Annotated in this window: 30 protein-coding genes; 22 read left to right on the top strand and 8 right to left on the bottom strand. The window is 71.4% G+C overall.

The window, feature by feature from the left end; all coding sequences use genetic code 11:
- Positions 1 to 167: 167 nt before the first annotated feature.
- Entirely contained in the window at positions 168 to 938 is a 771-nt protein-coding gene (locus tag Mrose_RS13625) for a hypothetical protein (protein ID WP_119279129.1), read from the bottom strand.
- Positions 939 to 1,080: 142 nt separating this feature from the next.
- On the opposite strand from Mrose_RS13625, the gene Mrose_RS13620 reads away from it, so the two are divergent.
- The 7 genes from Mrose_RS13620 (at position 1,081) to Mrose_RS13585 (ending at position 8,027) form a co-directional block, all read left to right on the top strand.
- A complete protein-coding gene (locus Mrose_RS13620; RefSeq protein ID WP_182482819.1) occupies positions 1,081 to 2,067 on the top strand; it encodes a ParB/RepB/Spo0J family partition protein in 987 nt (328 codons plus the stop codon).
- A 133-nt stretch (positions 2,068 to 2,200) separates the two neighbouring features.
- Complete coding sequence (locus tag Mrose_RS18910) at positions 2,201 to 2,998, top strand: ArsR family transcriptional regulator (RefSeq protein WP_182482818.1); 798 nt, start codon at positions 2,201 to 2,203, stop codon at positions 2,996 to 2,998.
- Positions 2,995 to 3,534, top strand: a complete 540-nt coding sequence (locus Mrose_RS13605; RefSeq protein ID WP_245969923.1) for a C40 family peptidase — start codon at positions 2,995 to 2,997, stop codon at positions 3,532 to 3,534. The genes Mrose_RS18910 and Mrose_RS13605 overlap by 4 nt, the downstream gene beginning before the upstream one ends.
- 590 nt (positions 3,535 to 4,124) lie before the next feature.
- Complete coding sequence (locus Mrose_RS13600; RefSeq protein WP_119279123.1) at positions 4,125 to 4,388, top strand: hypothetical protein; 264 nt, start codon at positions 4,125 to 4,127, stop codon at positions 4,386 to 4,388.
- Positions 4,388 to 4,732, top strand: coding sequence for a hypothetical protein (locus Mrose_RS13595; protein WP_119279121.1), 345 nt, complete (start codon positions 4,388 to 4,390; stop codon positions 4,730 to 4,732). The genes Mrose_RS13600 and Mrose_RS13595 overlap by 1 nt, the downstream gene beginning before the upstream one ends.
- Positions 4,733 to 5,262: 530 nt before the next feature.
- Positions 5,263 to 6,630 carry a replication initiator protein A gene (locus tag Mrose_RS13590; RefSeq protein ID WP_119279119.1) on the top strand — a complete coding sequence of 456 codons (1,368 nt, stop codon included), beginning with the start codon at positions 5,263 to 5,265 and terminating at the stop codon, positions 6,628 to 6,630.
- A 116-nt stretch (positions 6,631 to 6,746) separates the two neighbouring features.
- Positions 6,747 to 8,027: a vWA domain-containing protein gene (locus tag Mrose_RS13585; RefSeq protein WP_119279117.1), complete on the top strand. Its 1,281-nt coding sequence runs from the start codon at positions 6,747 to 6,749 to the stop codon at positions 8,025 to 8,027.
- An 85-nt stretch (positions 8,028 to 8,112) separates the two neighbouring features.
- Here Mrose_RS13585 and Mrose_RS13580 read toward each other — a convergent pair whose 3' ends face one another.
- Entirely contained in the window at positions 8,113 to 8,319 is a 207-nt protein-coding gene (locus Mrose_RS13580) for a hypothetical protein (protein ID WP_147371662.1), read from the bottom strand.
- Between the two features lie 128 nt (positions 8,320 to 8,447).
- Here Mrose_RS13580 and Mrose_RS13575 point away from each other — a divergent pair, with 128 nt between their 5' ends.
- The 3 genes from Mrose_RS13575 to Mrose_RS13565 all read left to right on the top strand — a co-directional run bounded on the left by Mrose_RS13575 (position 8,448) and on the right by Mrose_RS13565 (position 9,745).
- Positions 8,448 to 8,681 (top strand): type II toxin-antitoxin system HicA family toxin, encoded by a 234-nt coding sequence (locus tag Mrose_RS13575; protein WP_182482817.1) that lies wholly within the window; start codon positions 8,448 to 8,450, stop codon positions 8,679 to 8,681.
- Positions 8,682 to 8,685: 4 nt separating this feature from the next.
- On the top strand, positions 8,686 to 9,258 hold the full coding sequence (locus Mrose_RS13570; RefSeq protein WP_119279111.1) for a type II toxin-antitoxin system HicB family antitoxin: 573 nt from the start codon (positions 8,686 to 8,688) through the stop codon (positions 9,256 to 9,258).
- Positions 9,259 to 9,364: 106 nt separating this feature from the next.
- On the top strand, positions 9,365 to 9,745 hold the full coding sequence (locus Mrose_RS13565; RefSeq protein ID WP_182482816.1) for a hypothetical protein: 381 nt from the start codon (positions 9,365 to 9,367) through the stop codon (positions 9,743 to 9,745).
- On the opposite strand, the gene Mrose_RS19840 is transcribed toward Mrose_RS13565, so the two are convergent.
- Positions 9,726 to 10,028, bottom strand: coding sequence for an IS4/Tn5 family transposase DNA-binding protein (locus Mrose_RS19840; RefSeq protein WP_119279107.1), 303 nt, complete (start codon positions 10,026 to 10,028; stop codon positions 9,726 to 9,728). The genes Mrose_RS13565 and Mrose_RS19840 overlap by 20 nt on opposite strands.
- Before the next feature lie 144 nt (positions 10,029 to 10,172).
- On the opposite strand from Mrose_RS19840, the gene Mrose_RS13555 reads away from it, so the two are divergent.
- The 7 genes from Mrose_RS13555 (at position 10,173) to Mrose_RS13525 (ending at position 16,581) form a co-directional block, all read left to right on the top strand.
- Positions 10,173 to 10,661: a lytic transglycosylase domain-containing protein gene (locus Mrose_RS13555; RefSeq protein ID WP_119279105.1), complete on the top strand. Its 489-nt coding sequence runs from the start codon at positions 10,173 to 10,175 to the stop codon at positions 10,659 to 10,661.
- Positions 10,658 to 13,051 carry a type IV secretory system conjugative DNA transfer family protein gene (locus tag Mrose_RS13550; protein WP_119279103.1) on the top strand — a complete coding sequence of 798 codons (2,394 nt, stop codon included), beginning with the start codon at positions 10,658 to 10,660 and terminating at the stop codon, positions 13,049 to 13,051. The genes Mrose_RS13555 and Mrose_RS13550 overlap by 4 nt, the downstream gene beginning before the upstream one ends.
- The gene (locus Mrose_RS18905; RefSeq protein WP_245969920.1) at positions 13,048 to 13,584 is read left to right on the top strand and encodes a phospholipase D-like domain-containing protein; all 537 of its coding nucleotides are present in this window, start codon (positions 13,048 to 13,050) and stop codon (positions 13,582 to 13,584) included. The genes Mrose_RS13550 and Mrose_RS18905 overlap by 4 nt, the downstream gene beginning before the upstream one ends.
- Positions 13,585 to 13,592: 8 nt before the next feature.
- Entirely contained in the window at positions 13,593 to 13,781 is a 189-nt protein-coding gene (locus Mrose_RS13540) for a hypothetical protein (protein WP_119279101.1), read from the top strand.
- A complete protein-coding gene (locus tag Mrose_RS13535; RefSeq protein ID WP_119279099.1) occupies positions 13,781 to 14,950 on the top strand; it encodes an AAA family ATPase in 1,170 nt (389 codons plus the stop codon). The genes Mrose_RS13540 and Mrose_RS13535 overlap by 1 nt, the downstream gene beginning before the upstream one ends.
- Before the next feature lie 63 nt (positions 14,951 to 15,013).
- Positions 15,014 to 15,658, top strand: coding sequence for a ParA family protein (locus Mrose_RS13530; protein ID WP_119279097.1), 645 nt, complete (start codon positions 15,014 to 15,016; stop codon positions 15,656 to 15,658).
- Positions 15,655 to 16,581 (top strand): ParB/RepB/Spo0J family partition protein, encoded by a 927-nt coding sequence (locus Mrose_RS13525; RefSeq protein WP_119279095.1) that lies wholly within the window; start codon positions 15,655 to 15,657, stop codon positions 16,579 to 16,581. Before Mrose_RS13530 ends, Mrose_RS13525 begins: the two co-directional genes overlap by 4 nt.
- A 59-nt stretch (positions 16,582 to 16,640) precedes the next feature.
- Here Mrose_RS13525 and Mrose_RS13520 read toward each other — a convergent pair whose 3' ends face one another.
- Positions 16,641 to 17,156, bottom strand: coding sequence for a hypothetical protein (locus Mrose_RS13520; protein WP_119279093.1), 516 nt, complete (start codon positions 17,154 to 17,156; stop codon positions 16,641 to 16,643).
- A 53-nt stretch (positions 17,157 to 17,209) separates the two neighbouring features.
- On the opposite strand from Mrose_RS13520, the gene Mrose_RS13515 reads away from it, so the two are divergent.
- The 4 genes from Mrose_RS13515 to Mrose_RS13500 all read left to right on the top strand — a co-directional run bounded on the left by Mrose_RS13515 (position 17,210) and on the right by Mrose_RS13500 (position 19,878).
- Complete coding sequence (locus Mrose_RS13515) at positions 17,210 to 17,878, top strand: PD-(D/E)XK nuclease family protein (RefSeq protein WP_119279091.1); 669 nt, start codon at positions 17,210 to 17,212, stop codon at positions 17,876 to 17,878.
- A 148-nt stretch (positions 17,879 to 18,026) separates the two neighbouring features.
- Positions 18,027 to 18,806: a hypothetical protein gene (locus tag Mrose_RS13510; RefSeq protein ID WP_119279090.1), complete on the top strand. Its 780-nt coding sequence runs from the start codon at positions 18,027 to 18,029 to the stop codon at positions 18,804 to 18,806.
- A gap of 92 nt (positions 18,807 to 18,898) precedes the next feature.
- Entirely contained in the window at positions 18,899 to 19,348 is a 450-nt protein-coding gene (locus tag Mrose_RS13505; protein WP_147371660.1) for a CCP domain-containing protein, read from the top strand.
- Complete coding sequence (locus tag Mrose_RS13500) at positions 19,339 to 19,878, top strand: hypothetical protein (RefSeq protein WP_147371659.1); 540 nt, start codon at positions 19,339 to 19,341, stop codon at positions 19,876 to 19,878. Before Mrose_RS13505 ends, Mrose_RS13500 begins: the two co-directional genes overlap by 10 nt.
- Before the next feature lie 61 nt (positions 19,879 to 19,939).
- Here Mrose_RS13500 and Mrose_RS19460 read toward each other — a convergent pair whose 3' ends face one another.
- Entirely contained in the window at positions 19,940 to 20,353 is a 414-nt protein-coding gene (locus Mrose_RS19460; RefSeq protein ID WP_245969925.1) for an EAL domain-containing protein, read from the bottom strand.
- Between Mrose_RS19460 and Mrose_RS19455 the strand changes: the two genes are divergently transcribed.
- Positions 20,307 to 20,810: a hypothetical protein gene (locus Mrose_RS19455; protein WP_245969918.1), complete on the top strand. Its 504-nt coding sequence runs from the start codon at positions 20,307 to 20,309 to the stop codon at positions 20,808 to 20,810. The genes Mrose_RS19460 and Mrose_RS19455 overlap by 47 nt on opposite strands.
- Here Mrose_RS19455 and Mrose_RS13490 read toward each other — a convergent pair.
- The 3 genes from Mrose_RS13490 to Mrose_RS13480 form a co-directional block, all read right to left on the bottom strand.
- Positions 20,705 to 21,625: a recombination directionality factor gene (locus tag Mrose_RS13490; protein WP_119279082.1), complete on the bottom strand. Its 921-nt coding sequence runs from the start codon at positions 21,623 to 21,625 to the stop codon at positions 20,705 to 20,707. The genes Mrose_RS19455 and Mrose_RS13490 overlap by 106 nt on opposite strands.
- A 110-nt stretch (positions 21,626 to 21,735) precedes the next feature.
- On the bottom strand, positions 21,736 to 22,257 hold the full coding sequence (locus Mrose_RS13485; protein WP_119279080.1) for a hypothetical protein: 522 nt from the start codon (positions 22,255 to 22,257) through the stop codon (positions 21,736 to 21,738).
- A gap of 78 nt (positions 22,258 to 22,335) precedes the next feature.
- The coding region (locus tag Mrose_RS13480) for an ATP-dependent DNA helicase (protein WP_119279077.1) at positions 22,336 to 24,060 on the bottom strand (1,725 nt) is incomplete at its 5' end.

Raw genomic sequence — 24,060 nt, 5'->3', positions numbered from 1 at the left:
CGCCGGACACCTCGAGCGGGCGAGGGGGAGGCGGGGGATATCGGGCATCCACTGGGGGTTGGCACAGCGGGAAGCCCTCCTTATACTGGCCGGGTTCCAGAGAGGAACCCCCGGCCGCAGCCAACGAGTCCCATGGGTGCCCTGCGGCCGGGGTTGGTTTTGTGAGCCTAGCGGGGGCTGAGCTGGGCGAGCAGGTCCCGCAGCAGGTCGCGCAGCTCCTTGTCGTTGTCGGCCAGCTTGAGGGCGATCGAGGCCATGTCGCCGGTCGCCTGGGCCACCTGGCGCTCCACCGCGCCCAGCCGGTCGTTGAAGGCCCCGAGCAGGCCGGTGACCAGGGCGTAGAGGCTGCCCTCGGCCTCCTCGTCGTCCGGCAACAGCTCCACACTGCGCAACCCCCGCTCGGCCGCCGCGAAGCGCCCCTCCAGGTGACTCAGGCGCAGCTCGAGGCGCCCCAGCCGATCCCCGAACTCGCCCAGCCGCTCGTTCAGGCGGGCCAGCTCCCGCGCCAGGGCGTCGTCCTGGGGGTCCCGGGGGGCCCCGGCATCCGGCCCCTCCGCCTGGCGGGGCGCGGGCGGTTCCTCCCTGGCGGGCCCACGCTTTGCCGGAGCCTGCAGCAGCGCGGCGTAGGGCTCCGGCAAGACCGGCGCCTCGCCCCGCTCGCGGCGCTGGCGCAGCGCGTCGAAGTGCTCGTGGATGGGCGGGGTGGCCTGACCCCCCTGCCCCGACCGGTACTCGGTGGCCAGCTCGTGCAGCGCGGCCAGCAGCAGCGGCAGGTCCGCGCCGCCGACCCGCCCGTCTTTTGCCTCGAGGTCACCCCCCTCGGCCCGGATGCGCTCGACGGCCCGGCGCAAGCTGCGCTCGCTGTAGCCGCTGAGGCGGGAGAGCTCGCCGAGGGGGACGGTGGGGGCTGCGGTCGTGTGCGGTAGCGAGGGTTTCATGGGACCATTCTGCCGCGAAGGCCGGCGCGCCGCCCCCGCCGGTTCTCATCTTGGCGCGGCGCAGCGGGGGACGCGGAGGCTAGGCTGGGGGCGTCCCCCCCGGCGCCCGGGCACGGCCCGCGCCGGGGGGCTCGGAGGCGAGATGCAGAGTGAAACCCACCCCTTACCCGAGACCGCGGCGCCCCTGCTGCTGAGGAACTCCGACCCGGTGCTGATGATGGCGCCGGACGACCTCGAGGAGAGCCCCGAGCAGGCCCGCCGCCGCTACGACCCCCAGGAGTTGGAGGCGCTCAAGGCCAGCGTCCGCCGCTACGGGGTCATCGTGCCGCTGCTGGTGCAGGACCAGGGGGGCCAGCGGCTGCGGGTGATCTCGGGCCACCGCCGCCTGCGGGTGGCCCGCGAGCTGGGCCTGCAGGTGCCCTGCCTGCTCAGCCGCACGCCCTTCCGGGGGGCGGCCGAGGCCGAGCTGGTGATGGCGGCCAACCAGCAGCAGCCCCTCGACCCCTTCGAGCTGTTCTGGACGGTGCTGCGGGTCACCTGGGAGTACCACCGCGAGCTCTACGACCCCGCGCTCTCCCTCGAGCAGTGGATGGACCTGCTGCGCTACGTGCTCGACCCCGGCGCCGCGCCGCTGGAGGGGCAGCCGGAGTGGCTGCGCCTGCGCTACCGTGAGGTGATGGAGTCCCTCGACGCCGACCTCAAGGCCTTCGGCCTGCCCGCCGCGCAGCTGCGCGACCGGCTCATCCGCTACCGGGCGATGCTGCCGGTGGTGCAGCGCGCGCTGCGCGAGGGGCGGCTGAGCTGGGAGGGCGCCCGCAGCTTCAACGGCTGGGTCAAGCGCGCCCGGCGGCTGTTCCCCGAGCACCCGGCCCTGGGCGAGGAGGCGCTGTGGGCGCTGGCGCAGAGCCTGCAGGCGCTCAGCCTGCGGGAGCTGCGCGAGGCGCTGCAGCGGGAGCTGGCGCGGCTGGGGGCGCCGCGGCGCGAGGCGTCGGAGGCCGAGCGCACCATCCGGCGGCTCTACCGCCGCACGGCGCGCCTCGAGCAGGACCGCCGCCAGGAGGTGCGGGAGCGTCTGCGGCTGCTCGAGCAGGAGCTCAAGGACATCGAGGCCCTCCTCGAGCAGCCCTGAGCACCCCTGCTGGCGACGTCGCCCATAGAGGGTTTTTGCTGTGCTGAACAGCAAAAACCCTCTTTCTTACCCCTTTCATAAAACGCTCATTTTAGTGATTTGGTGATATCTAAAATGTCAATAGGAGATTCCTATGGAGCGCTACGCCGGACGGATGGTCTACCCCTTGCTCCTGGCCTACGTGGCCGCGCTGGTGGTGAGCGCGGGCCACCTGGCGCAGTGGTACGCCCTGACCTCGGGGGGCTTGCCCGGGTGGTTCGCGCTGGGGCTGGCGGTGAGCCTCGAGCTGACCGCGTTTCTGTTGTCGCTGATCTCCAACCTGGTGCCGCGCGCACGCTGGGCGGTGGGCGGGGCGTTGGCCGCGCTGGGGCTGGTGTGGGGGGGGAACCTGCTGGCGATGGCCCGGGTGCCCGGCATGGCCGGCTGGGAGGTCTTCCTGCAAAGCCTGTTCGTGCCCGTCTCGACGCTGGTGGTGGGCAAGGTCATCGGCGAGCTGCTGCGGCTGCAGGGGACGGCCCCCGGCCGCCCCGCCGCAGAACCCCCCCGCGAGGCGGCCCCGTCGGCGCTCAGGGCCACTCCTGTCGGAGACGGGGGCGAGCCCGTGCGGCACGCCGTGCCGGCCCACGACGGCCCCGAGCGCCGGGGCGAGCCCGCGAGGGAGGGGGACCTGGCCTTCCTCCAGCAGGCCAGCCGGATCACCCGCACCCGCATCGAGGTGGCCGAGTCCATCGAGCACGGCGTGGCGCTGCTGGAGGGCCTGCCCCCCCAGGCCCGGCGGGCGCTCCAGCTCATCGAAGAGGGCCAGAGCAGCCGCGGCGAGCTCATGCGCGCGCTGGGGGTCGGCCTCGTCGAGCTCAGCGGCATCGTGGGCGCGCTCGAGGCCCGCGGGCTGGTGCGGGCCAACGGCCTCGGCTGGGAGGTGCGCCGGTGAGCCCGGGCTACGGCCGGGCCGCCGCTGTGCTGCTGCTGGCGACCGTCGCGTTCGCGGCCGCCCAGCCGGGAGGGACCGCGCCCGTGTCAGCCGGCCACGAAGGTGTAGGGCCGCAGGCCCTCCCGATAGGGGATCGTCCACCGGTGGACCCCCGGCAGCTCTACCGCCTGGTGCAGGCCTACTACGGCACGCCCTACCTCTGGGGCGGCACCGACCCGCGCGTGGGGCTCGACTGCTCGGCCTTCGTCCAGCGCATCTACGCCCACCTGGGCTGGCGGCTGCCGCGCACCGCCCTCGAGCAGTACTCCCGCCTCCCGCCCGTCACCACCGCCTACCTGCTGCCGGGGGATCTGGTGTTCTTCCGCGCGTCGGGTCGGCCGGTGGACCACGTGGGCCTGGTCCTGTGGGACGGCCTGATGGCCCACGCCAGCCAGGCCCGCGGGGGCGTGGTGGTCGAGCCCCTGAGCCGCTACGCGAGCCGCTACATCGGGGCCCGCCGCCCCCTGGCATTCTCCTATCAGAGAATTAAATATTGACCTCTCGGGCGGCTCGGGCTAGCATGGGGCTGTGGTCCGCCTGGATGTGCCAACGGAACCCCGTGTCCAGGTCCCCTGCTTGCTGTCGGGAGCCAGGGGGGCAACGGAGGTCACACAGCCCGCCGGGGGAACCCATGCTCCCCGGCTAACCCCGCGCTCCAGGGCCAGCCGCACCGCGCCCCTTCCTGGGCGGCCGGCGGCCAGCGGTACAGGGCGTGCGGGGGCGACTGCCCGACAGGCGGCGGCGGCGACTCCTCGGGTAGGCCCCGCCCCCACGCATTCGAGCCTTGCCGTCCCGAGGCGCGTCGCAAGCCTCCCAGGGCTGGCCCGGCCCGTCAAAGAGGAGGTACGTGGTGGGGTCAAGGTGCCCGGGCACCAGGGCTTTGCTGGGGTTTTATCCCGGCGCGAGGATTGACAGAGGATTGACAGGCGCATGGGATTGACAGGCCGGGCTAGAGCCCGGCCTGTCGCTTGTTTCATTTAACTGACATCCTCCCCGTTCTTCAGAACGGTGGCCAAGCCGGGGCATCCACGAAAGGAGTTCTGTGATATATATAAATACTATAGGAGTATAACCCCAAGGAGCTGACATGAGGCACAGTGCGATTCCCCTGCAGCCGCTCCCCGAAAGAAGCCCCGCCCTGGCCCCCAGCCAGCGCCAGCTGAGCCAGCTGGTGGAAGAGTTGCTCGAGCGGCACCCCGACTGGACGCCCGAGGCTATCCGCCGGGCATTGTTTTTGCGCGGCCTGGCCGCCGACCCCCGCCTGCTGCGGGCTGAGGTTGAGGCTCAGGGCGGCGGTTACGCCGACTTTTTGCCGATGCGGCTGGTTAAGGAGCGGCTGGGGCTCAGGTGATGAGCGAAAGGAACCAGGACCTGCGCGCCCAGCGGCACCTGTCGCTGCGCCGCTGGCGGGCCTTCGCCGGGCGCAGTCTGATGGAGTACGTCGGCGAGTTTCCCCCTCCGCCCCACGCGCTGGAGGAGATCGTCGGGGGCGACTGGGAGGTGCTGGAGGTCGACCACGGCCACGGAGGAGCCGCGCTGCTGCGCTGTGGGGCGGACTACCTCGTGGCCACCCCCTACGGCTGGCTGCACCCCGGTCCCATCCGGGGCCAGCCCACGCTGGCGGAGGTGCGAGCGGAGCTGGGGCTGGAGCGCTACCACGACCCGCTGGTGCTCGAGCGGCTCAGTGCCCTCTGATCAGGACGCCATCCCTTCGCAGTGGGCTATGCGGCTATCGGAAGACTTGGGTGATTGGGGGGGCTGGAGTATCGGAAGAGTTGGGTGATTCACGATAGGGCGGAGGGCATCGAGGGCGTTCTGAAGGGAATAAACCCAAATTTTCCGGCGCGGCGGGGTGGGCAGCAAAGGGCTATCGGAAGACTTGGGTGATTTGCCCCTCGGGCTATCGGAAGACTTGGGTGATTGGGGGGGCGGAAGTATCGGAAGACTTGGGTGAAAACTATCGGAAGACTTGGGTGATTTGCCCCTCGGGCTATCGGAAGACTTGGGTGATTGGGGGGGCGGAAGTATCGGAAGACTTGGGTGAAACTATCGGAAGACTTGGGTGAAAAGCTGGAATTCAGCCCTCCAGCACGCACGTGACCCCCCGCGCTGTTGTTGACATTCATTAATTTTGAATTTCCTTAAAGACCAAAAACAACAACAGGGCCAGAGCCGGCGCTGCGGTGCTGTTGGGGTGTCGGTGTTGGGGTAAACTTCAACTGACGATGAACGATTCACGGCCCGCCCGGCGACGTGAGCGCGAGATCACCTCCCACATCGACGAGGGCAACATTGCCTTTCTCGGTCTGATCAGCGTGCAGGAGCGCATTCCAGAGGGTTTCACGCGCTGGGATCTCGAGTTCGAGTTCCAAGGCAGGCGGGCCTCGATCACCTGCCGCGGCAACCCCGACTACGGCGGGGTGCCCCACGGGCTGGACAACGACGTGAGCCTCGCGGTGCTGGCGCTGTACCAGCGCTTCGGCTGTCCGGCCGACGGGGTGATCGTGACCACGGCCTACCAGCTGCTCAAGCTGATCGGCCTCGACACCAGCGGCTACTACTACAGGGCTCTCGAGCGCAGCCTGGGGCGGCTGACCCACACCACCTACACCGCCCGCGAGGCCTGGCGGGAGGGTGGGCGCTGGGAGAGCAAGCAGTTTCGCTATCTCGAGAAGGTCCACGCCACCGGCACGGGCGAGGGCGACGGCCTCGACGGCAAGACCGTGCTGAAGATCGAGCTGGGCAAGGAGATCGCCGCCAGCGTGCGCGCGCGCTACATCAAGCCGCTGGACCTCGAACTCTTGGCCAGCCTCAAGCGGCCGCCCACCCGCGGCCTCTACCGCCTGCTCGATGGGCGGCGCTTCGCGGCGGGGGGCGCGGCAGTGCGCGTCTTCGAGGTGGGGCTTCTCGAGTGGGCCGACACTTGCAAGATCCTCGACAAGCGGCCCGAGAAGATCCGCCGCACCCTGCAGGGCGCCCACGAGGAGCTCATCCAGCGCGGTTACCTCGAGGGTGTGGAGTACGTGGGTCGGGGCAAGAAGCAGCGCATCCGCTACCACTTCGCCCCGCTGCAGCCGGTGCCGGACCCTGCCGGGGTGGAGCTGCTGCTGGCGCAGGGTCTGTCGCTGCCAGTGGCCCAGCGCTACGCCCGCGAGTACGACCTCGAGCACCTGCGCGCGCGGGTGGCGCTGTACAGCGCGATCCTCGAGCAGGGCTATCGTCCGCGCAACCGGGCCGGGTTCCTGGTGGATGTGATCAAGGACGCCCAGGGCAAGTACGCCAACCCCGCCGACTTCGCGGCGCGGCGGGCAAGGCCCGCCGCTGCGGCGCAGGGTGGGGGTGAGGAGGGTGAGGCCGACGCGCTGGCGGTGTGGAGGGCTATGGCTGCGGAGGAGCGCATGAACCACCTCAAGACGGTGTGCGGGATGGTCTTCAAGAGACACTTCGCCCCGCGCGACTTCGAGCTGCTGTTTGAGGCCCTTGACGAGGGCCGCCTCGAGGCCGACGCTTTCTACCGCGAGTTGCTGGCTCACTCGGCGCCGCGCAAAGCAGCTGCGCTGGCAGCGCGGCTGCGGGAGGGACTGGGGGGCTGACCCCGGCGCCCCGAGCAGCTCAGCCCTGCTGCAGGGGGGCGTGCTCCTCGATCCGGCGCGCCAGGCCTCGAGGCCTGGCGCTTTGGTGGTACAATTTCTCCTGATAGGAGGTAAGTATGGAGAAGATCAAGGTTGCGCGGCTAGCCCTGGGCAGCAAGGCCCCCTACTTCACGCCGGGGCTGTGGGCCCTGAAGCTGGTCTCGACCGAGGCGGTGCCCACCATGGCGGTCGACGAGGGGTGGCGTTTGTACGTCAACCCCTCCTTCGCGGACAAGCTCAGCGAGCGCGAGCTCGTGGGGGTGCTGTGGCACGAACTCGAGCACCTGCTGCGGGCCCACCACGCCCGCGCGCGGGAGATGGGGGTGGACCGCCGGACCCACCGGCTGTGGAACCTGGCCACCGACGCCGCCATCAACGACGGGGCGCAGGAGCTGGGCTTCACCCTCCCCGAGGGGGTTATCTACCCCGAGCGCCTGGGCCTGGAGCCCGGCGGGCTGGAGGAGGCGTACTACCGCGCCCTGCTCGAGCAGGCCGAGGAGGACCCCTTCCAGGGGGAGGGGGACGGCCTCGAGGGCGGGGTGGGCGCTGAGGGCGACGGCGCCTCCCCTCCCCCAGACGCGGCCGAACCGGGCCGGCCCTCCGCGGCCGCCTGGGACCACGGCTCGGGGGCGGACGGCCTCGAGCGGCCCTGGGAACTGCCCCGCGACCACGCCGAGCACCCCGCGGTGGGCGAGGTGCAGGCCGCGCAGCTGCGCGAGGAGGTAGCCCGGCGGGTCCTCGAGCACCACCGCTCGCGCGGCACTCTGCCCGCGGGGATGGTGCGCTGGGCCGAGGGGATCGTCAACCCCGTCGTCCCCTGGCAGCGGATCCTGCAAAGCCGCGTGCGCGAGGGGTTGCGGCGGGTGCAGGGGCGCACCCGGGCGACCTACGAGCGGCCTCACCGTCGCCAGGCCGCTTTCGGGCGGGTGCTGATGCCAGGGAGCTACGACGTGCGCCCGCGGGTGGCGGTGGTCATCGACACCTCGGGCTCGGTCAGCGACCGAATGCTGGCCCAGGCCCTCGCCGAGGTAGACGCGCTGTTGAGCCGGGTCGGCGCCGAGGTGTGGGCCATCGCGGTGGACGCCGCCGCGGCCCAGGCCCAGAAGGTCCGCCGCGCCCGCGAGGTCGTGCTGCTGGGCGGCGGGGGCACCGACATGCGCGTGGGCATCGAGGCGGCCCTCGAGCTGCGCCCGAAGGTGGACCTGGTGGTCGTCCTCACCGACGGCTTCACCCCCTGGCCCGCCGAGCCCCCGCGGGTGCCGGTCGTGGCCGGGATCTTCGGCGATGCCGGAACCTTCACGGGGGCCTACGCGGTGCCGGAGTTCATCAAGGCGGTGACGATCCCGCCTGGCGCCTAACTAAAAAGCCACAGCCACGGACAGGGGGCGGGGCTTTAGCCCCGCCCCCTCCTGCGCCGGCTTACCCCGCGCCTGTGGGAGGGGCTCAGGCGTCCTCCCCACCCCCGGCCTCCAGCTCCCGCAGCGCATCGGCCAGCAACCCCTCGACGCGCCGCAGGCGCTCGGGGCTCAGCCTCACGTCCCGCACGCGCTGCTGGAGGCGCGCCAGTGTCTGGCGCAGCTCGAGGGCCGCGGGGCGCTGCTCCAGGCGGCGGACCCGCTCGCGGATCTGGCTGAGGCTCAGCCCCCGCACGGCCGCTTCCAGCAGCTGCGCGCGCGCGTCAGGCTCCTTCACCCGGGCGACGGCCAGGGCCAAGGCTAAATTGTGACACGTGAACGGACGAATGATATCACTAGTAATATCATATCGGGGAGTGGCAGATGGGGCAGCTTGAAAAGCTCATCGAAAAAATGCGCCGTCTGCCACCGGAGATGACCTATGAGGAAGTGGCAAAGGTGCTCATCGCCCACGGCTGGTGCGAAGTCCGCTCTAAAGGCAGCCACCACGTGTTCCGACATCTCGATGGGCGCATGGTCACGATCCCTAAAGTGGGCGGAAAAGTCGTAAAAACCACATACCTCAAACAGGTGCTCAAGCTGATAAGTGGGGAGTAATGCCATGAAGAATCGCGTTGAGCGTAAGCCCCTGGAGTACTATCTAGGCTTGCGTTACCCCGTCACCCTGATTCCCGAGGCCGAAGGGGGTTACACCGCTATGGTCAACGACCTTCCGGGCTGCGTCTCGGTGGGGGAGACCGTGGAAGAGGCCATGGCGATGATCGAGGACGCCCGCCGCCTGTGGCTCGAGGTGGCCTACGAACACGGCGATGACATCCCGCTGCCCTCCAGCGAGCGCGAGTACGGCGGCAAGGTGCTGGTGCGGATGCCGCCCAGCCTGCACCGGCGTTTGCTCGAGGGGGCCGAGGCCGAAGAGGTAAGCCTGAACCAGCACATCGTCTCGCTTCTCTCGGAAGCCAGCGCCGTGAATGTGGTGCGGCGAGAACTTGGGACACTACGGGCCGAGGTGAAGGCTTTGCGTCAACGTATGGACGAGTATCCGGCCGGAAACACCTGGGTGGAGGCTTTGAGTCGTATGGCCGCGCGTCAACCTACACCGTCGGGTGAAGGCTTTATGGCCGCGCAAGCTTTTGCCCGCTACACCCGTGTGGATGATTATGTCGTCCAAGGCTGAACCCAACATCCAGCTTCCTACGCCTGAGGAATACAACCGGTTCGTGGAGGGGCTAGGGCTACGGCGAGTGCGCCTGATAGAGGCGCACATTCGGGCGCTTGAGCCTATGCCCGATCCCACAGCCAGTGAGGTTGAACTCGAGGAAAGCTACACCTTCAATCCCGTAGACGGCGGTTTCGAGGCTGTGGGCAGCTTTCGCCTGAGAATCGCCAACCGCGAGACGCAAGCTGAACAGGGCGTGGTGGAAGTCAGCTTCGGCTTCCTGTATGCAAGTGAGCGTAACCCCGCCGCTGGCGGCTTCGAAGGCTACTTCCAGGTGTTCAAGGAGGTGAATTTGCCCATCAACATGTGGCCCTTCGTGCGGGAATTCGTACACAACGCGATGTCGCGTATGGACTGGCCACCGTTCACCCTGCCTCTGCGCAAAGTGGGTCCGGCACCGGCCCGCGCCCGGTCCAGGTCGAGGTCTAAAGCTCGCACCCCATAGCGCTCGGCTGTGTAAACCACCCCGCGCCAGCGGAGGCCGCTCTCGTTCGACTTGCCCTCCAGGCTGTCCAGCTGGCGGCCCCCCTTGAACCGGGGCCGTCCGCGCTTGCCCAGGAGCCATCCCTACGGGGGTGCACGAACAGCTGGGATAGGCTCTCCCCCGGGGCCCGAAGCATGGCCGCGGCCATGCCCTCGGCCCGTTTTACCCGCCGTGTGTCGCCCAGCTCGGCCTCCGCGAAATGCAGGCTGGCCCATTGAACCGGATCCTCGGGATGCAGTTCCATCGTCTCGAACCATACAGGGTAGGGCTAAAGCCAGGGGCTTGCGGCGGCCTACTTTGGTCAGGCAGGACGTTGGACCGCAGGACGAAAGCCTGGATTCTCATGAGTAAATCCGATCTGGGTTTGATATAGCGTAGACTGCCGTCGATGCGATCGCTCGTGCTGAACGCCGCGCTGGTGTGCCTGCTGTGCCTGGGACTGGGGTCTGCCCCGGTGGCCGCCTGCGGGGCCATCCGGGAGGAGATGTGGGTCAAGACCGAGCGCTACGCCCGGAGGGTGGGCCTCGAGCCCGAGCTGCTGGGGGCGCTGGTGTGGGTGGAGAGCCGCTACTGCGTGCAGGCCGTCTCGCCCGAGGGCGCGCGGGGGCTGGGGCAGCTGATGCCGGCCACCGCGCGGGGGCTGGGCATCCCGCCGGACCGGCTGCACGACCCCGACTGGAACCTGTGGGGCGCGGCCCGCTACCTGCGCTCGCTGTGGGAGGCCTTCGGCGACTGGCCGCGGGCCCTGGCGGCCTACAACGCCGGGCCCACCGCGGTGCGCAGGTATGGGGGCATCCCTCCCTTCCCCGAGACCCGCCGCTACGTGCGGGACGTGCTCTACGTCTACGGCTGGCTCAAGCGCAGGGGGGGCGCGTGAGCGGGGCGGTGGTCTTCTCGCGGCTGAGCCCCCAGCGGCTGCTGCTGGGGATAGCGTGGGCCCTGGCCTGCCTGGGCGCGCTGGGCTGGTTCACCTTCCGGCAGATGGAGGCCAACCGGGCGCTCCTGGAACGTGCCGGCTGGAGCGCCTACCTCAAGGCGCACAGCACGGGGGCGTTCTACTGGCGCTGCCTCAACCAGCCCACCTGCGCTCAGGCACTACAGCGCGGCACGCTGGGCAACGCCGAGATCACCCTGACCTTCATGGCGCTGGTGGTGGGGCTCTCCCCCATTCTCAAGCGGCGCAAGCTCCAGCCGCGCAAGACCCTCACCCAGCGCTGGGCCAACGAGCATGACATCGCCCCCCTCGTCGAGCGCCGCCGCCCCGAGCAGATCGTCGACGCAGCGCTCAAGGGCATGACCCCCTCGACCCTCACCGGCTACCTGGGGGTCTGGACCGACCCCGACAACCCCAAGAAGCGCTACTTCCTGCGCCCCACCAAGCGCCTCAACGACGTGCACTCGATCACCTACGCCGGCACCGGCGGCGGCAAGACGGTGGGCAGCTTCCGCCCGCGCATCGCCCTCGACGCCGCCGAGGGCAACATCGCGGTGGTGCTGGACACCAAGTACCCCAACCCCAACGACTCCTACCTGGACATGCGCGACTACTTCCGGGCCTTCGGCCGCCAGGTGGTGATCATTAACCCTTTTGAGCGGGGCGACGGCATCCAGATCCCGGTGCTGGCCGAGGTGAAAGGCTACGACCAGGCCCTCGACATCGCCCGGCTGATCTACCCCCCCGACCTCGAGGCCGGCGAGGACCCCGGGGCCAAGGTCTACACCGCCAACGCCCGCCTGCTGCTGGCGGGCATCATCCACGGCCTGGCGCTGGGCCCGCGCGAGCTGCGGAACTTCCGCGAGGTCTACAACGTGGCCAACCTGGGGATGGAGTCGCTGCGCCAGTGGTTTGCCGGGCGCCGGGCCGCCGCCGACGAGATCCGCTCCACCCTCGAGACCGACAAGAAGGTCTTCAGCGGGGCGATCAACCGCCTGGTGGAGGACCTCACAATCTTCCGCCTGGACTCGGCCGTGGAGACCTTCTCCCCGGGGGAGCGGGAGGTGGACTTGGACCAGGTGCTCCTCACCCCAGGCATGATCCACCTGGTGCTGCCGGAGTCGTACATCCGGGGGTCGTCGGGGCGGGCCATCCTGCGCTTCTTCAAGCGCTACCTCGACGGCCGCATGCTTTCCCTGGCCGAGCGGCTGGGCAAGCCGCTGCCCATCCACATCAACTACTACTACGACGAGTTCGCCCTCTTCGGCTTCCTGCCCAACCTCAACGATGACCTGGCCACCCTGCGCAGCCGCAACATCAGCCTGCACATGGCGCTGCAGAACCGCAGCCAGGCCATGAACATCTACGGCGAGATCGGCTGGGCCGCCACGGTGGACAACAACATCGGCACCACCCTCATCCTGCCCGGCTCCTTCACCCAGAACGACGCCAAGTACTGGTCGGAGGTGCTCGGCGAGGTGTCCATCGAGCAGTACCGGGTGGGCGAGAGCCAGGTGCCCGACGAGTTCCGCAAGAAGGTCGTGCGCTCGGTGAGCGCGGAGGAGAAGACCACCGCCCTCATCAACATCGACGAGCTGCAGCGCATGGAGCTGGGCGAGCTGATCGCCGTGGTGCGCGGCTTCCCGCCCATCCGGCTGCGCAGCTACCCCATCGAGCGCCCGGAGTCCGAGGGTAACCCCGTCGCCTGGGTGCACCGGGCGATGCTGGCCTGGAGGAACGCCCACCTGCAGCGGGGCATCGGCGAGCGCTGGATCCGCGAGGCGCGGCGCTTCCTCGAGGGCGCGGCGGCAGAGCCCCTGCCGCAAACTCCTGCCGCCGCCGGAGAGGAGCGTCCCCTTGGTGCACAGCCGCAGGCCCTCCCGACAGAGGACTCGCCGCCGCCTCCCGGTGTACCGGCGTCAGCCGGTCCCGAGGGGGATCGTTTGCCCGGTGTACGGGCGTCAGCCCGTCCCGAAGGGGATCGTCCCCATGACCTCTCCCCCGCCGAGGCGCAGCAGGTCTTCGAGGACTGGATGCGGCGGGTGGCCCAGGAGAAGATCCCGGTGCAGGCCGAGGGCCGCCCCGGCCGGGTGAACCGCTTCATCCTCAGCCAGGCGCTGACCCTGGTGCCGCTGCCCGCGGAGCAGCTCGCCGCGCTGCAGCGTTACGGCTTCGTGCGCTACCGCCGCGGCCTGCACTACCTGGTGCCCGCCAAGTGCCCCTGGGGGCGGCACAACCTCGCCCTGTGGGAGGCGGAGGCATACGTCAGCTACCGCTCCACGGCCGAGGCCCCCGCCGGGGGGTGGGCCCAGGAGGAGGGGGAAGGCGCGTGAGGGGCCGCCCGCAGGCGCTGCTGGCGCTGCTGCTGGGCGTGGCGCTGGCCCAGCAGCCGGGCACGGAGGCGGTGGCCAGCGTGGAGCAGGTGGCCGCGCTCATCGACCAGGCCCAGCGCCAGGTGGTGTACGTGGCGCCGGGGCTCTACAGCCCGCCCGTCGCCCAGGCCCTGCACCGCGCCGCGGTGCAGCGGGGGGTGCAGGTGCTGGTGCTCCTGGAGGCGTCCCAGGTCAACGAGCCCTCCAGCTACGGGGCGGCGTTGGCCTTCTTAGCCCCCGAGCGCCCGCTGTTCGTGCGGGTGGTGCAGGCGGTGCGCACCGCGCCCCGACTGCTGCTGGACTCGCGGGTTCTGGTGGAGGGGCCGTTGGTGGCGGGGGACGCCTTCGACACCCGGCCCACCGCGCTGACCCGGGACTACGTGAGGCTGGCGGTGGAGGTCGACCGCTTCAACCGCACCTGGGAGAAGGCGGGGCGCTGCCGCCCGACGGCCTACCTGGCCGCCGGGGAGCTGGTGCTGCGCTGCCGGATATAGGAGGGAAGATGGAGATTCTACGCCGCGTGCAATCCAAGCTGTTCGCCCTGACCTACTACAGTGCGATGTTCTTCGGCCTGGCCTGGATCGTGAGCGACCGGGTGGTGCAGGGCCTGTCGACCATCCTGCTGGCGATCATCGCCAGCGAGCTGATCAAGCTCCGCAAGGCCACCGTGCCGGAGGACGCCCGGCCCTGATGGTGCCCATCGACCAGCTCGAGCGCATCCTCGAGGTGCTGCCGGAGTGGGTCGCGGCCGAGGCCCGCGCCTACAAGGACGACCTCGAGGAGATCGCCCTCGACGTGGGACGGCTCCCCGGCTACTGGTGCGGCGCGCCGCCCCCGCGCTACGGCTCGCAGCGCTTCGGCCCCGACGACCTCGCCAACATCCAGGCCAAGCTCTCCAGCCGCTACGGGGTGGAGTTCCGCGAGGACGGCCGCGCGGGTATCGGCGGCACTCTGCACCGCATCAGCGCCATCCGCGACCGCTACCGCACCCTGGCCGGGCTGACCATCCGCCTGGCGCGGGTGGTCGAGGGGGTAGCCGACGCGGTGATGCCCTTCATGCGCCGGGCCGACGGGGTGCTGGTGATCGGCCCGCCGGGGGTGGGCAAGACCACCTTCCTGCGCGACGTGGTGCGCCAGCTGGCCGCGGACCTCGGCCCCAAGGTGGTGGTGGTCGACACCTCCAACGAGATCGGCGGGGAAGGGCTGGTACCCCACCCGGTGCTGGGCTCGGCGCGGCGGCTGCAGGTGCCCATGCCCGACTACGCGGCGGGGGAGACCTTCCCGGCCATGCTGGCGCGCACCTACCTCGAGGCCCTGGCCAACCACGGCCCGCAGGTCATCGTGGGCGACGAGGTGGGCTTCCCCGAGGACGTGGCGGTGGTGGAGACCATCGGCAAGCGGGGGATCAAGGGCATCGTCACGGTGCACGGCCGGGTGCTGCGCGACGTGCTGGAGAACCCGGTGCTGTGGCCCCTGATCGGCCGCCCGGACCCCGACAGCCGCCGCCGGCGGGGGCGGCCGGTGTTCGGGATGGCCCTGGAAGTGCGGGGCAAGGGGCGCTTCGCGGTCTACCCGGACCTGGCGGCGGCGGTGGACGCGATGCTGCGTGGCGAGCAGCCCGAGCCGGTGCTGCTGGGGGCTGGGGCGGCCCCGGCCCCACCCCGGGACTTCGAGCGCTACCGCCGCCTGGTGCAGGCCGCGCGCGACGGGGAACTGCCCGGCGTGCTGGTGGAGGGGATGGTGCTGGAGTTCTTCGTGCTCCAGCACGCGGCGCGCTGGGCGCTGGGGGAGCCGGACGCGCTGGAGGCGCTGGAGCGGGCCCTGCAGGCCTGGGAGGGGGTCGCGGGGCGCGCGGCGTAGCCGGAGGGTTGTCCCCCCGCGGGGTGTGCCCCCTATGATAGGCGTGATGATAGGGGGTATAGCTTGAGCGTCATCTCGATCGTCAACCAAAAGGGCGGGGTGGGCAAGACCACGGCCGCGGTCAACCTGGCGGCGGAGCTCGCCCAGGACGGTCCCACGCTGCTGGTCGACGCCGACCCGCAGGCCTCGGCGGTGGGCTGGGTCATGCGGGCCCCGGAGAACAAGCCCTACCCGGCGGAGTTCCGGGCGGTCACCGACCCGGGGCAACTCGAGCGCCTGCGGGAGCTCGACGGCTACCGCTGGGTGGTGATCGACGGGCCGCCCGCGCTGGGTTCGCCGCTGATGGAGGCGGCGCTGGTAGCCGCCGACCTGGCCATCATCCCGGTGACCCCCTCGGCTATCGACCTCATGAGCATGGTCGAGGCTACCGCGGTGAGCGTGCGCCGGGCCATGCGCCGCAACCCCAGCCTGCTCTACGCGGTGCTGATCAACCGGGTGGTCACCGGCACCACCATGCCGCTGAAGGTGCGCGAGGCCATGACCCAGGAGCAGATCCCGGTCTTTGCCACCGAGTGGACCAGCTCCACCGCGTTCGTGGGGGCGGCCGAGCTGGGCGTCCCGGTGCAGTTTTACCGGGGCTGGAACTGGCGGGCGGCGGCCCGGGAGGTCGAAGCGCTCGCCCAGGAAATCCGCGAGGTACTCGCGTGAGCGCCAAGCCCAACCCCGACACCTCCAGCCTGCGGGAGGCCATGAAGCTGGCCCAGCGCAAGGCCGCCCTCGAGCCAGCTGCCCCCGCCGACCGTTCGCTGCCGCTCGAGGCCGTCCGCCTGTCGCCCTTCCAGGCCCGCCGCTTCTTCGACCCCACCGCGCTGGAGGAACTGGCCCAGTCGCTGCGCCTGCACGGGATGGTCCAGCCCCTGCTGGTGCGCCCGGTGGAGGGGGGCTTCGAGCTCGTGCACGGGGAGCGGCGGCTGCGCGCGGCGCGGCTGGCGGGGCTGGCGGAGGTCCCGGTGATCGTGCGCGAGCTGAGCGACCAGCAGGCGGCGGAGATCAACCTGGTGGAGAACCTGCAGCGCGAGGACCTCAACCCGGTGGAGGAGACCCGCGGGGTGCTGCGGCTGCTCGGCCTGCGGCTGGGGCTGGCGGAGTCGGAGGTGGTGGCGTTGCTCGGCACGCTGCGCGAGGCCGAGCGCGGCAAGGTTTCCCACAACGTTGTGGGAGAAAATGAATCGAGTATAATTTTTGAGGTTTTTTCCTCGCTGGGACGAATCTCCCTCGCCTCATTCGTGTCGCACCGGCTGCCGCTGCTGGCCCTGCCGCCGGAGATTCTGGAGGTGCTCGAGCAGGGGAGGCTGGAGTACACCAAGGCCACCGCCATCGCCCGGGTGAAGGACCCCGAGGCGCGCGCGCGGTTGCTGCGGGAGGCGCTGGAGCAGGGCCTCACGCTGGCGCAGATCAAGGAACGCGCCCGCCAGCTCACCTCGCTGCCCGCCCCCGGGCCCAAGGCCGACCTGGCGGCGCGGCTGGCGCTGGCCGGCCGCCGCCTGCGGAAGGTCACCCTGAGCCCCCAGAAGCAGCGGGAGGTGGATGCGCTGCTCGAGCGGCTCCTGGCGGCCCTCGAGGAGGATTGACCCCGCAAAGGAGCGGCAGGGGGGCTAGAGCCCCCCTGCCTTCGTGCGGCTGTGCCTGGTCAGAGCGTCCGCAGACGCTCGACGAGCAAGAACTCCTGGAGCTGCTCGCGCAGGCCGTCGTGGGGCGGGCAGGGACAGCGGCCGAGCACCACCGCCCGGCTGTCGCCCCCGGCCAGGATCTCGAAGCCCACACCCAAACCCGCCAGCGGCGGGGCGGTCAGGCGGAACCCGCCCTCCTGCAGGCCCTCGAGGGCCAGGTCCCACTGCAGGGGCAGCAGGTCCTGCTCCGGGGCGTCGAGGAACAGCCAGCAGCGCGCGCGCGGCAGCCAGTACCAGCGGCCGTCCCTCTCGTGGCCCTGCAGCGTGACCCGCAGCGCCCCGCTGGGCTGGTGCACCGCCAGCCTGGCCTCGTCGTAGACCGGCATCTCCCCCACCCCCAGCGCCCGGCGGAACTCGGCGAACCACTCGCGGTGGGGCAGGCCGCTGTCGAACGGCGCTACCCGGCTTTCACCCAGGATCGTGCCGTGCCAGACCCGCTTCTTCGGCAGGGGAACCACCTCGTAAAGCGTCTCCATGATGTATCTCCTATCAATAATAAAGTATACTTATCAGTGATAGGAGGTACGTAATGACCGTGACCCAAGCCCTCGAGACCGCGCTGGCCGCCAAGGCTGCCGCGCGGGAGCCGGGCAGCCCCTTGCGGCTGTCCGCTAGCGGCAAGTGCGCCCGCTACCTCGCTTACTGGCTCCACTTCCCCGAGCTCATCCCCCCTCCCACGCCGCGAGGCCTGGCGATCTTCGAGCTGGGCCAGGCCGTGCACGACTGGGTGCGCGGCTACCTGGCGGCGGCCTTCGGCGGGCGGTTCCACTCCGTCGAGCGGGAGGTCGAGCTGGAAGTGGCCCCCGGGCTCCGCGTGCGGGGCCACACCGATGGGATCCTCGAGACCGGCGAGGGCCCGCTGTTGTTGGACATCAAGACCGCCTCCGCCCGCAGCGCCCAGCGCATGCACGAGCAGGGGGTGCCCTACGAGTACCGAGCGCAGCTCAACGCCTACCTCGAGGCGAGCGGGCTCGAGCGCGGGGCGTTGCTGGTGTACGTCAAGGACACCAGCGAGATGTTTGAACTCCCCGTGCGCCGCGACCCGGCAGTGGTCGAGCAGGTGCGCCAGCGCTTCCTCAAGGTAGCGCAGTCCACCCCGCAGGCTCTGCCCGAGCGCGAGTATGCTAGGCAGAGCCTGGCCTGCGCCTGGTGCCCGCTGCAGACGCGGTGCTGGGAGGGGGCGGGGGAGGGAAGATGACCCGGGAGATGCTCGAGTTCGTGCGCCCGCAAGCGCCCGCTCGGCAGGCCGTCTGAGGACTGACCGGGCAGTCGAGGCACAGACGCGGCGGAGCCCCCCCGGGGCTCCATTCTTCGTTATATTGGAGACTGATGGGAGGTTAAACGAAATGCCGCAGATCGTACAGGAGTACGATTTCTCGCCGAAGCTCGCGCTCTTGCCGCTGCAGGTGGTGGAGGTGGCCAACGACTTCCTCGCGCAGCAGCGGCATCGGGGGCTCTCGCTGGCGGTGTCGGAGGAAGACCTGGCGCACATGCGCTTCTATGGCTGCGTGAGAGGCTTCTGGCAGGTGGAGCAGTTCCGGGGGAGGCACTTCCCCTGGGGCTGGCTGGGCCTGGGGAGTGCGGAAGATGAGCACGCCGCGTTCCTCTTCGCGTGGCGGTGGTCGCCGACGGGGGCCGAAAACCGAGCGGACCTGCGGGTGCGCTTGAGCCTGTACTGGGGGCCGTATTCCGTGGAGCACGCGCTCATCGATCCAGCCGAGACCTGGCTGCACCGCGGGGACTTCACGGAGGAGTTGTGGCGCAACCGCCCCCGCCCGCTGTGCGAGCTCGAGGACGAGGCGGACCAGTCGGGCCTCAGGCGCTGGTACCGCTCGGCCGGGGACGGCCGCTGGTACATGGCGCTGGGTCGCTGGTGGGTCGACCGGCTGGTCTTCCAGGCGCTGGAGCCGCAGGAGCTCGAGCGCCTGCTGGCACTGCCCCCGCGCGGGGCCTTCTCCGTGTGCCCCCGCCGCCTGGCCACGCCGAAGCGGCGGCTGCGCTACTACCCCCCGGCCTCCAGACCGGGGCGCGAGGGGGTCATCACGCAAGACATGCTTGCCGACGATTTCTGGATGAGCTTCGAAGAAGCCTACGGCCAGGCCCTTGCCGACGCCCTGGCGACCTAGCGCCGCGCCAGCCACAGCCCGAAAGGAGCGGGCGGGGACTGTCTCCCCGCCCGCTCAGTAATGGTAGGATTTCTATTGATAGGAGGTAACCGATGGGAATGGACTACCAGTACCACCTCATCCACGCCCGGGCGATCCCCGAGCGCCGCGGCACGCTCGCCCTGCTGATCGAGGCCGCCCGCAAGGGCACGCTGGGGGAGGCCCTGCTGCTGCTGGCGGCCCCCGAGGCGGGCGATACCGCGTTCCTGCCAGACGAGCCGCTGGGGGTGCTGGGGGTGGGGGAGGACGGGGCGCGGACGATCCCCTCTCGGGACGGCGTACCGCCGTACACCGGGGTGAACTTCCTCGAGGACGCCCTGGGGCGCAACCTTAACCCCGGGGCCTTCGCCCGCTTCCTCAGCCACTTCCTCCGGCCCGGCGCGGTGCTGCGCTACGAGTGCGACGAGGGGCCCGGCGGCTTCTCGCTCGAGGGGCCGGGGCGGGTCGAGGTGCTGGTCCCGGCGTTGTGCACGAAGGAGGGGGGGTGGGTGGCGTGGCTGTGAGCGTCGTCGGCCTCGACCCCGACCCCCTGGGCGCCACGCTGGTGGTCCTCGAGTCCGAGGGCGAGTCCTTCCGCCTGCGCTCGTGGGGCCTGGTGCGCCCGCCGGGGGCTCCGCGCCAGCACGCCTACCAGATCGGCCTCGAGGAGCTGCCCCGCCTCGTCGCCGGCGGCGTGGTCGGGGTGGAGGTCATCGAGGAGCTGGTGCGGGCGTCCCCGGCGGAGCGCGGGCGGCTGCGGGCTACCCGCGCGCAGGGTGAGGCCCTGCTGGAGCTGGCCCTGCGGCACGCCAGGGCGGCCTTCGCCTTCCCCGGGGTGCGCACCTGCGCCCGCGAGCGCCTGTTCAGCGAGGGCCCCTGGCCCGTCCGGCTCACCGGGCTGTGCTACGCCACGCGCCGCGACGTGCGGCGGGAGGTCGGACAGTGGGTGCGGGGCTCGAGGCGATGGCTGGACAACCCCCACGTGCTCGACGCGCTGGGGGTGGCGCTGCTGGCCGGCCGGCTGGCCGCGCGCGGCGCGGGGGCGGCCGCCTGAGGCACAGCACGGCGTGGCGCGGGGGCGGGTAGGATTCCCGCCCCCGCCGTGTCGGACGACCTCATGGCGCCGTGCCCGGAGCCTCGGGGCTCGCGCCGAAGAGGAAGCCCTGGCCCAGCCGCACGCCCAGCTCGCGCACGAAGGCGGCCTGCTCGGGGCGCTCGATCCCCTCGGCCACCAGCGGCAGGCCCAGCTCCTCCATCATCCGCACCAGGCCCCGCAGCACCGCCGCCACCCGGTGCTGCGCCGCCGCGGGCGGCCTCAGGAAGCCCCGGGGCAGCTTGACCCCATCGAGGGGCAGCCAGGCCAGGCGCTCGAGGCTGGAGTAGCCGCTGCCGAAGTCGTCGAGGTAGACCCGCACGCCCAGCTCGCGCAGCCCGGCCAACGTCCTCTCGAGGGGCCGCTCGCCGGGCGCCAGGGCCTCCTCGGTGACCTCGACCACCAGCGCCCCCTCGCCGGCCCCGGCTGCCCGCAGCAGCGCCCGCAGGTCGGCCCGCAGCCTGGGGTGGCTGAGCTGGGCGGTGCAGCTCGCCGCGCTCGCGGTACCTCGCCAGCGCCTGGGCGGGGGCGTGGGCGCCCAGGCGCAGCAGGGCCTCGAGGAAGTACGGCTCCTGCTCCTGGCTCTCGAGCCAGACCACCGGCTGGAACTGCAGCCACAGGCCCGGCACGGGCGGGCCGGGGACGATCCCCTGTCGGGAGGGCCTGCGGCCCTGCACCAGGGGGAGGGGGGCGTCGACCGCCACGGAAGGGGAGAGGTCTTCGGTCTCGTGCATGGGATATGGGATCAAAAGAAGAGGGGGGGCTTAGCCCCCCCGTGCGGCACGGTCTATGCCGCCTTTCCCTGGTTCTGCAGCCAGGCCTCGAGCCGCTCCAGCTTCTCGGCGGCCTCCGCCTCGCTCATGTTGCCCACCGCCGCCACCATCTCGCGGTAGCGCTGGACGTGCTCGGCGGGGATGAGCCCCTCCTCGAGCGCCCCGTGCAGCCGCTCGGCCAGCGCCGCGCGCGCCTTCAGGTCCTCCCCCACGCGCACCTCGGGGGTGGCGATGAGCTCCCCCCGCTCGCTGAGCACCGCGTAGCCGCGCACCCGCTCGATGGGCGCGGTGCGGGGGTAGCGGGGTGCGCCCTGCAGCACCGCGGCGGTCTCGGGGGCGTCGGCCACCAATATGCGGCTGGTGGGGAAGCCGTCCTTGCCCTTGGTCTGCTCGACCTTGAGCACGAAGGGCACCCCCTTCAGGCTGCCGCCAGCCGCCGCCTCCAGCGCCCGCAGGTAGGAGTCGACCCGCGCGATGGCCGAAAGGCCCTTGACCGCGATCTGGTAGACCCCCGCTCCCGGCACCCCGACGACCTGGAAGGCGAGGATCCCCACCGGCTTGCACAGCGGGGGCTGCTCCTTGCCGTTCTTGACGGTGGCCTGGGAGAAGGGGCAGCCCCGCTGGGCGCAGTCGCGCTCCTTGAGGCTGCCGTCGGCCTGCACCTCCTGCCCTACGATCCCGTCGCCCTTGCACTGCAGGCCCGAAGCGCCGTAGCGCTTGTAGTAGGGGTCCCAGACCTCGGCCCCGAGGTCGAGGGGCAGGTACACCGTGACCGCCTTGGGCTTGGGCCCGTACACCGCCTCCACCGCCTCCGCGCCGCCCACGATGCGGAAGTGGTCCAGCGCCCGGGGGAGGCCCCGCTCGGTGCGCTCCCCGATCTTGAATTGGCCCGTGCGGGCCAGCCTGTTGCGTTCCGACAGTCCGACGATCGGCATCCCGACACCTCCTATCAAGAGATAGTGTACCTCACTCTCGGCAGAGCGGCCACACTGCCCGGTCGCCCCGACCCCGACCCCGCGTCGGACGAACGGCTCTGGGAACGGCTCTAGGCCTTGGCGGGGCGGTGGGCCAGCTGCACGGCGACCAGGAAGGCGTCGAAGGCCTGGTAGACGGTCTCGGGGCTCTTCCAGCGGCGCTTGGCGCGCAGCAGCACCCGCTCGGCCATGTGGATCTCGGCGGTGGTGAGTTTGCTCAGGGCCTTGCGGCTCTTGGCCAGCTGCTCGGCGGCGACGCGGCCCTCCAGGCCCTGCAGGTAGGCCTCCAGGGGTTTGCGGAAGCGGCGGGAGGCGAAGCGGCGGTAGCTGCGGCCGCCGAGGTAGCGCCGCGCCTCCTGCAGCGCCACCTCCAGCGCCTCCTGGAAGGGCAGGCCCATCCCCACGGCCTCCAGCGCGGCCGCCACCCCGAAGCGGCGGCGGGGCTTGAGGTGCTCGAGGGCCAGCAGCAGGGTGCGGGCGCTCCCGTAGTCGCGCGCGGCGAGCGCCAGCAGGATGGCCTCCTCGAGGCGGGCGCGCGAGTCGCCCGCCCATAGGCCCTGCTGCGAGAGCGTGTACAGCAGATCGGTGGTCACGGCGTGCATTCTATTTCTCCTCCTCGACCGTCTCGACGGCCTCCTCGAGCCCCAGCTCCTCCTGGGTGATGCGGCCTCTCAGCCTTCCTGCCTAAGCCGGGATAACCAGGTCTGGCGCAGGCCAGCGCGGCGCTCCAGGGCCGCGCGGTAGGCCCCAAAGTCGCCGAAGAGCCAGGCCGAGTCCTGGGCGCGGGTGAGCGCGGTGTAGAGCAGCTCGCGGTTGGGGAACTCCCCGTGCCCGGCGGCCAGCGCCAGCATCACGCAGGGCCACTGGCTGCCCTGGGCCCGGTGGACGCTGAGGGCGTAGGCGTGGCGCAGCCAGCGCGCGGCGCGGCGGGGGACGCGCAGGCGGTGGCCGTCGTCGAGGCGCACCAGCAGGCCGCGCTCGTCGAGGTGCTCGACCTCCATCAGCTGACCGTTGGCCAGGCCCAGCGCGTAGTCGTTGCGGGTCTGCACCAGCGGGTCGCCCGGGCTCACGCACAGCCCCTGCAACCGCAGCGTGCCCCTGGCGGCGGGGTCAGGGGCGGGGTTGAGGCGCTCCTTGAGCGCGCGGTTGAGGTTGTCGATCCCCAGCACGCCGCGGTAGAGCGGGACGAGCACCTGCGGCCGCCGACCGGTGCGGCGCCAGACCCGCTCGACCTCGGCCACGATCGCCCCCAGGGTGGCCTCCTCCCCCAGGTCCAGCCGCCAGTGCAGCCCCGGCTGCTCGAGCGGCGGCGGCAGCCGGCCCTCGCGGACCGCGTAGGAGGCCAGCGTGACGGGGTGGTCCTGGGCCCGGCGCTGCAGCCGGGTCAGGCGCACCTGGGGCAGCCCCAGCCGCAGCAGGTCCTGGAACGGCGCCCCGGGCCCCACCGGCGGCAACTGGTCGGCGTCGCCGACCAGCAGCACCCGGGTGCGCGGGGCCAGCGCCGCCAGCAGGGCCCGCAGCAGCTCCACGTCGGCCATCGCCGCCTCGTCGACGAGCACTACGTCGGCCGGCAGGGGGTCGAGGGGGCCGTGGCGGAAGCCGCGCCCGTCCCAGCCGAGCCGGGCGTGGATGGTGTGGGCCTGGCGACCGGTCAGCTCGGCCAGGCGCACCGCCGCCTTGCCGGTGGGCGCCAGCAGCAGCACCTCCAGCCGGGCCTGCTCGCAGGCCGCCACCACCGCCGCGCAGGTGTGGCTCTTGCCGGTGCCCGGCCCCCCGGTCAGCAGCCCGCTGCCGCGCTCGAGCAGCGCGAGCACCTGGCGCTGCTCGGCGGTGAGGGGGTAGCCAGGGGGCGGGGCGAGCCGGAGGGTGCCCGGGACCGGGCGCCGGAAGGCCTGCAGAATCTCCTCCTCGGCGCGCACCCAGCGCTCCAGCCCCGCCCAGCCGCCCTCCAGGCGAACGACGGGTCCTTCGGGGCGCCACAGCCCCTGCTCCACCGCGCCCAGCGGCCCGGGCGCGGGGACGAAGGTGTGGCCCAGCCGGCCCTGCTCCAGCAGGTGGGCCAGCAGCGCCCCCTGGGGGTAGAGCGCCTGCAGCCCCAGCCGTGCGGCGAGGGTGTGGGCCTCGCCCAGGGAGAGCCCCTCGAGCAGGCCCAGGTAGGGGTTGGCCCGGACGGCCTCGGGGTCCAGGTCGAGCTCGCGGGCGCGCTCGGGGGGGAGGCCCAGGGCGACGAGCGCGTGCTCGCGCTGTAGGCGGGGCCACTCCTCGGCCAGGCGGGCTGCCCGCGGGCCCAGCTCCCCCGCCAGCGCCTCGATCCCCTCCTGCAGGGCCCGCCGGGCCCGTGCGGGGGAGGGGGGCGTGGGGAGCCCCAGCCGCCGCTGTAGCCAGAGGTGGGGCTC

Origin of the sequence: Calidithermus roseus (assembly GCF_003574095.1) — a bacterium.
GTDB lineage: Bacteria > Deinococcota > Deinococci > Deinococcales > Thermaceae > Calidithermus > Calidithermus roseus.
This window is presented reverse-complemented; position numbering and strand designations above follow the sequence as displayed.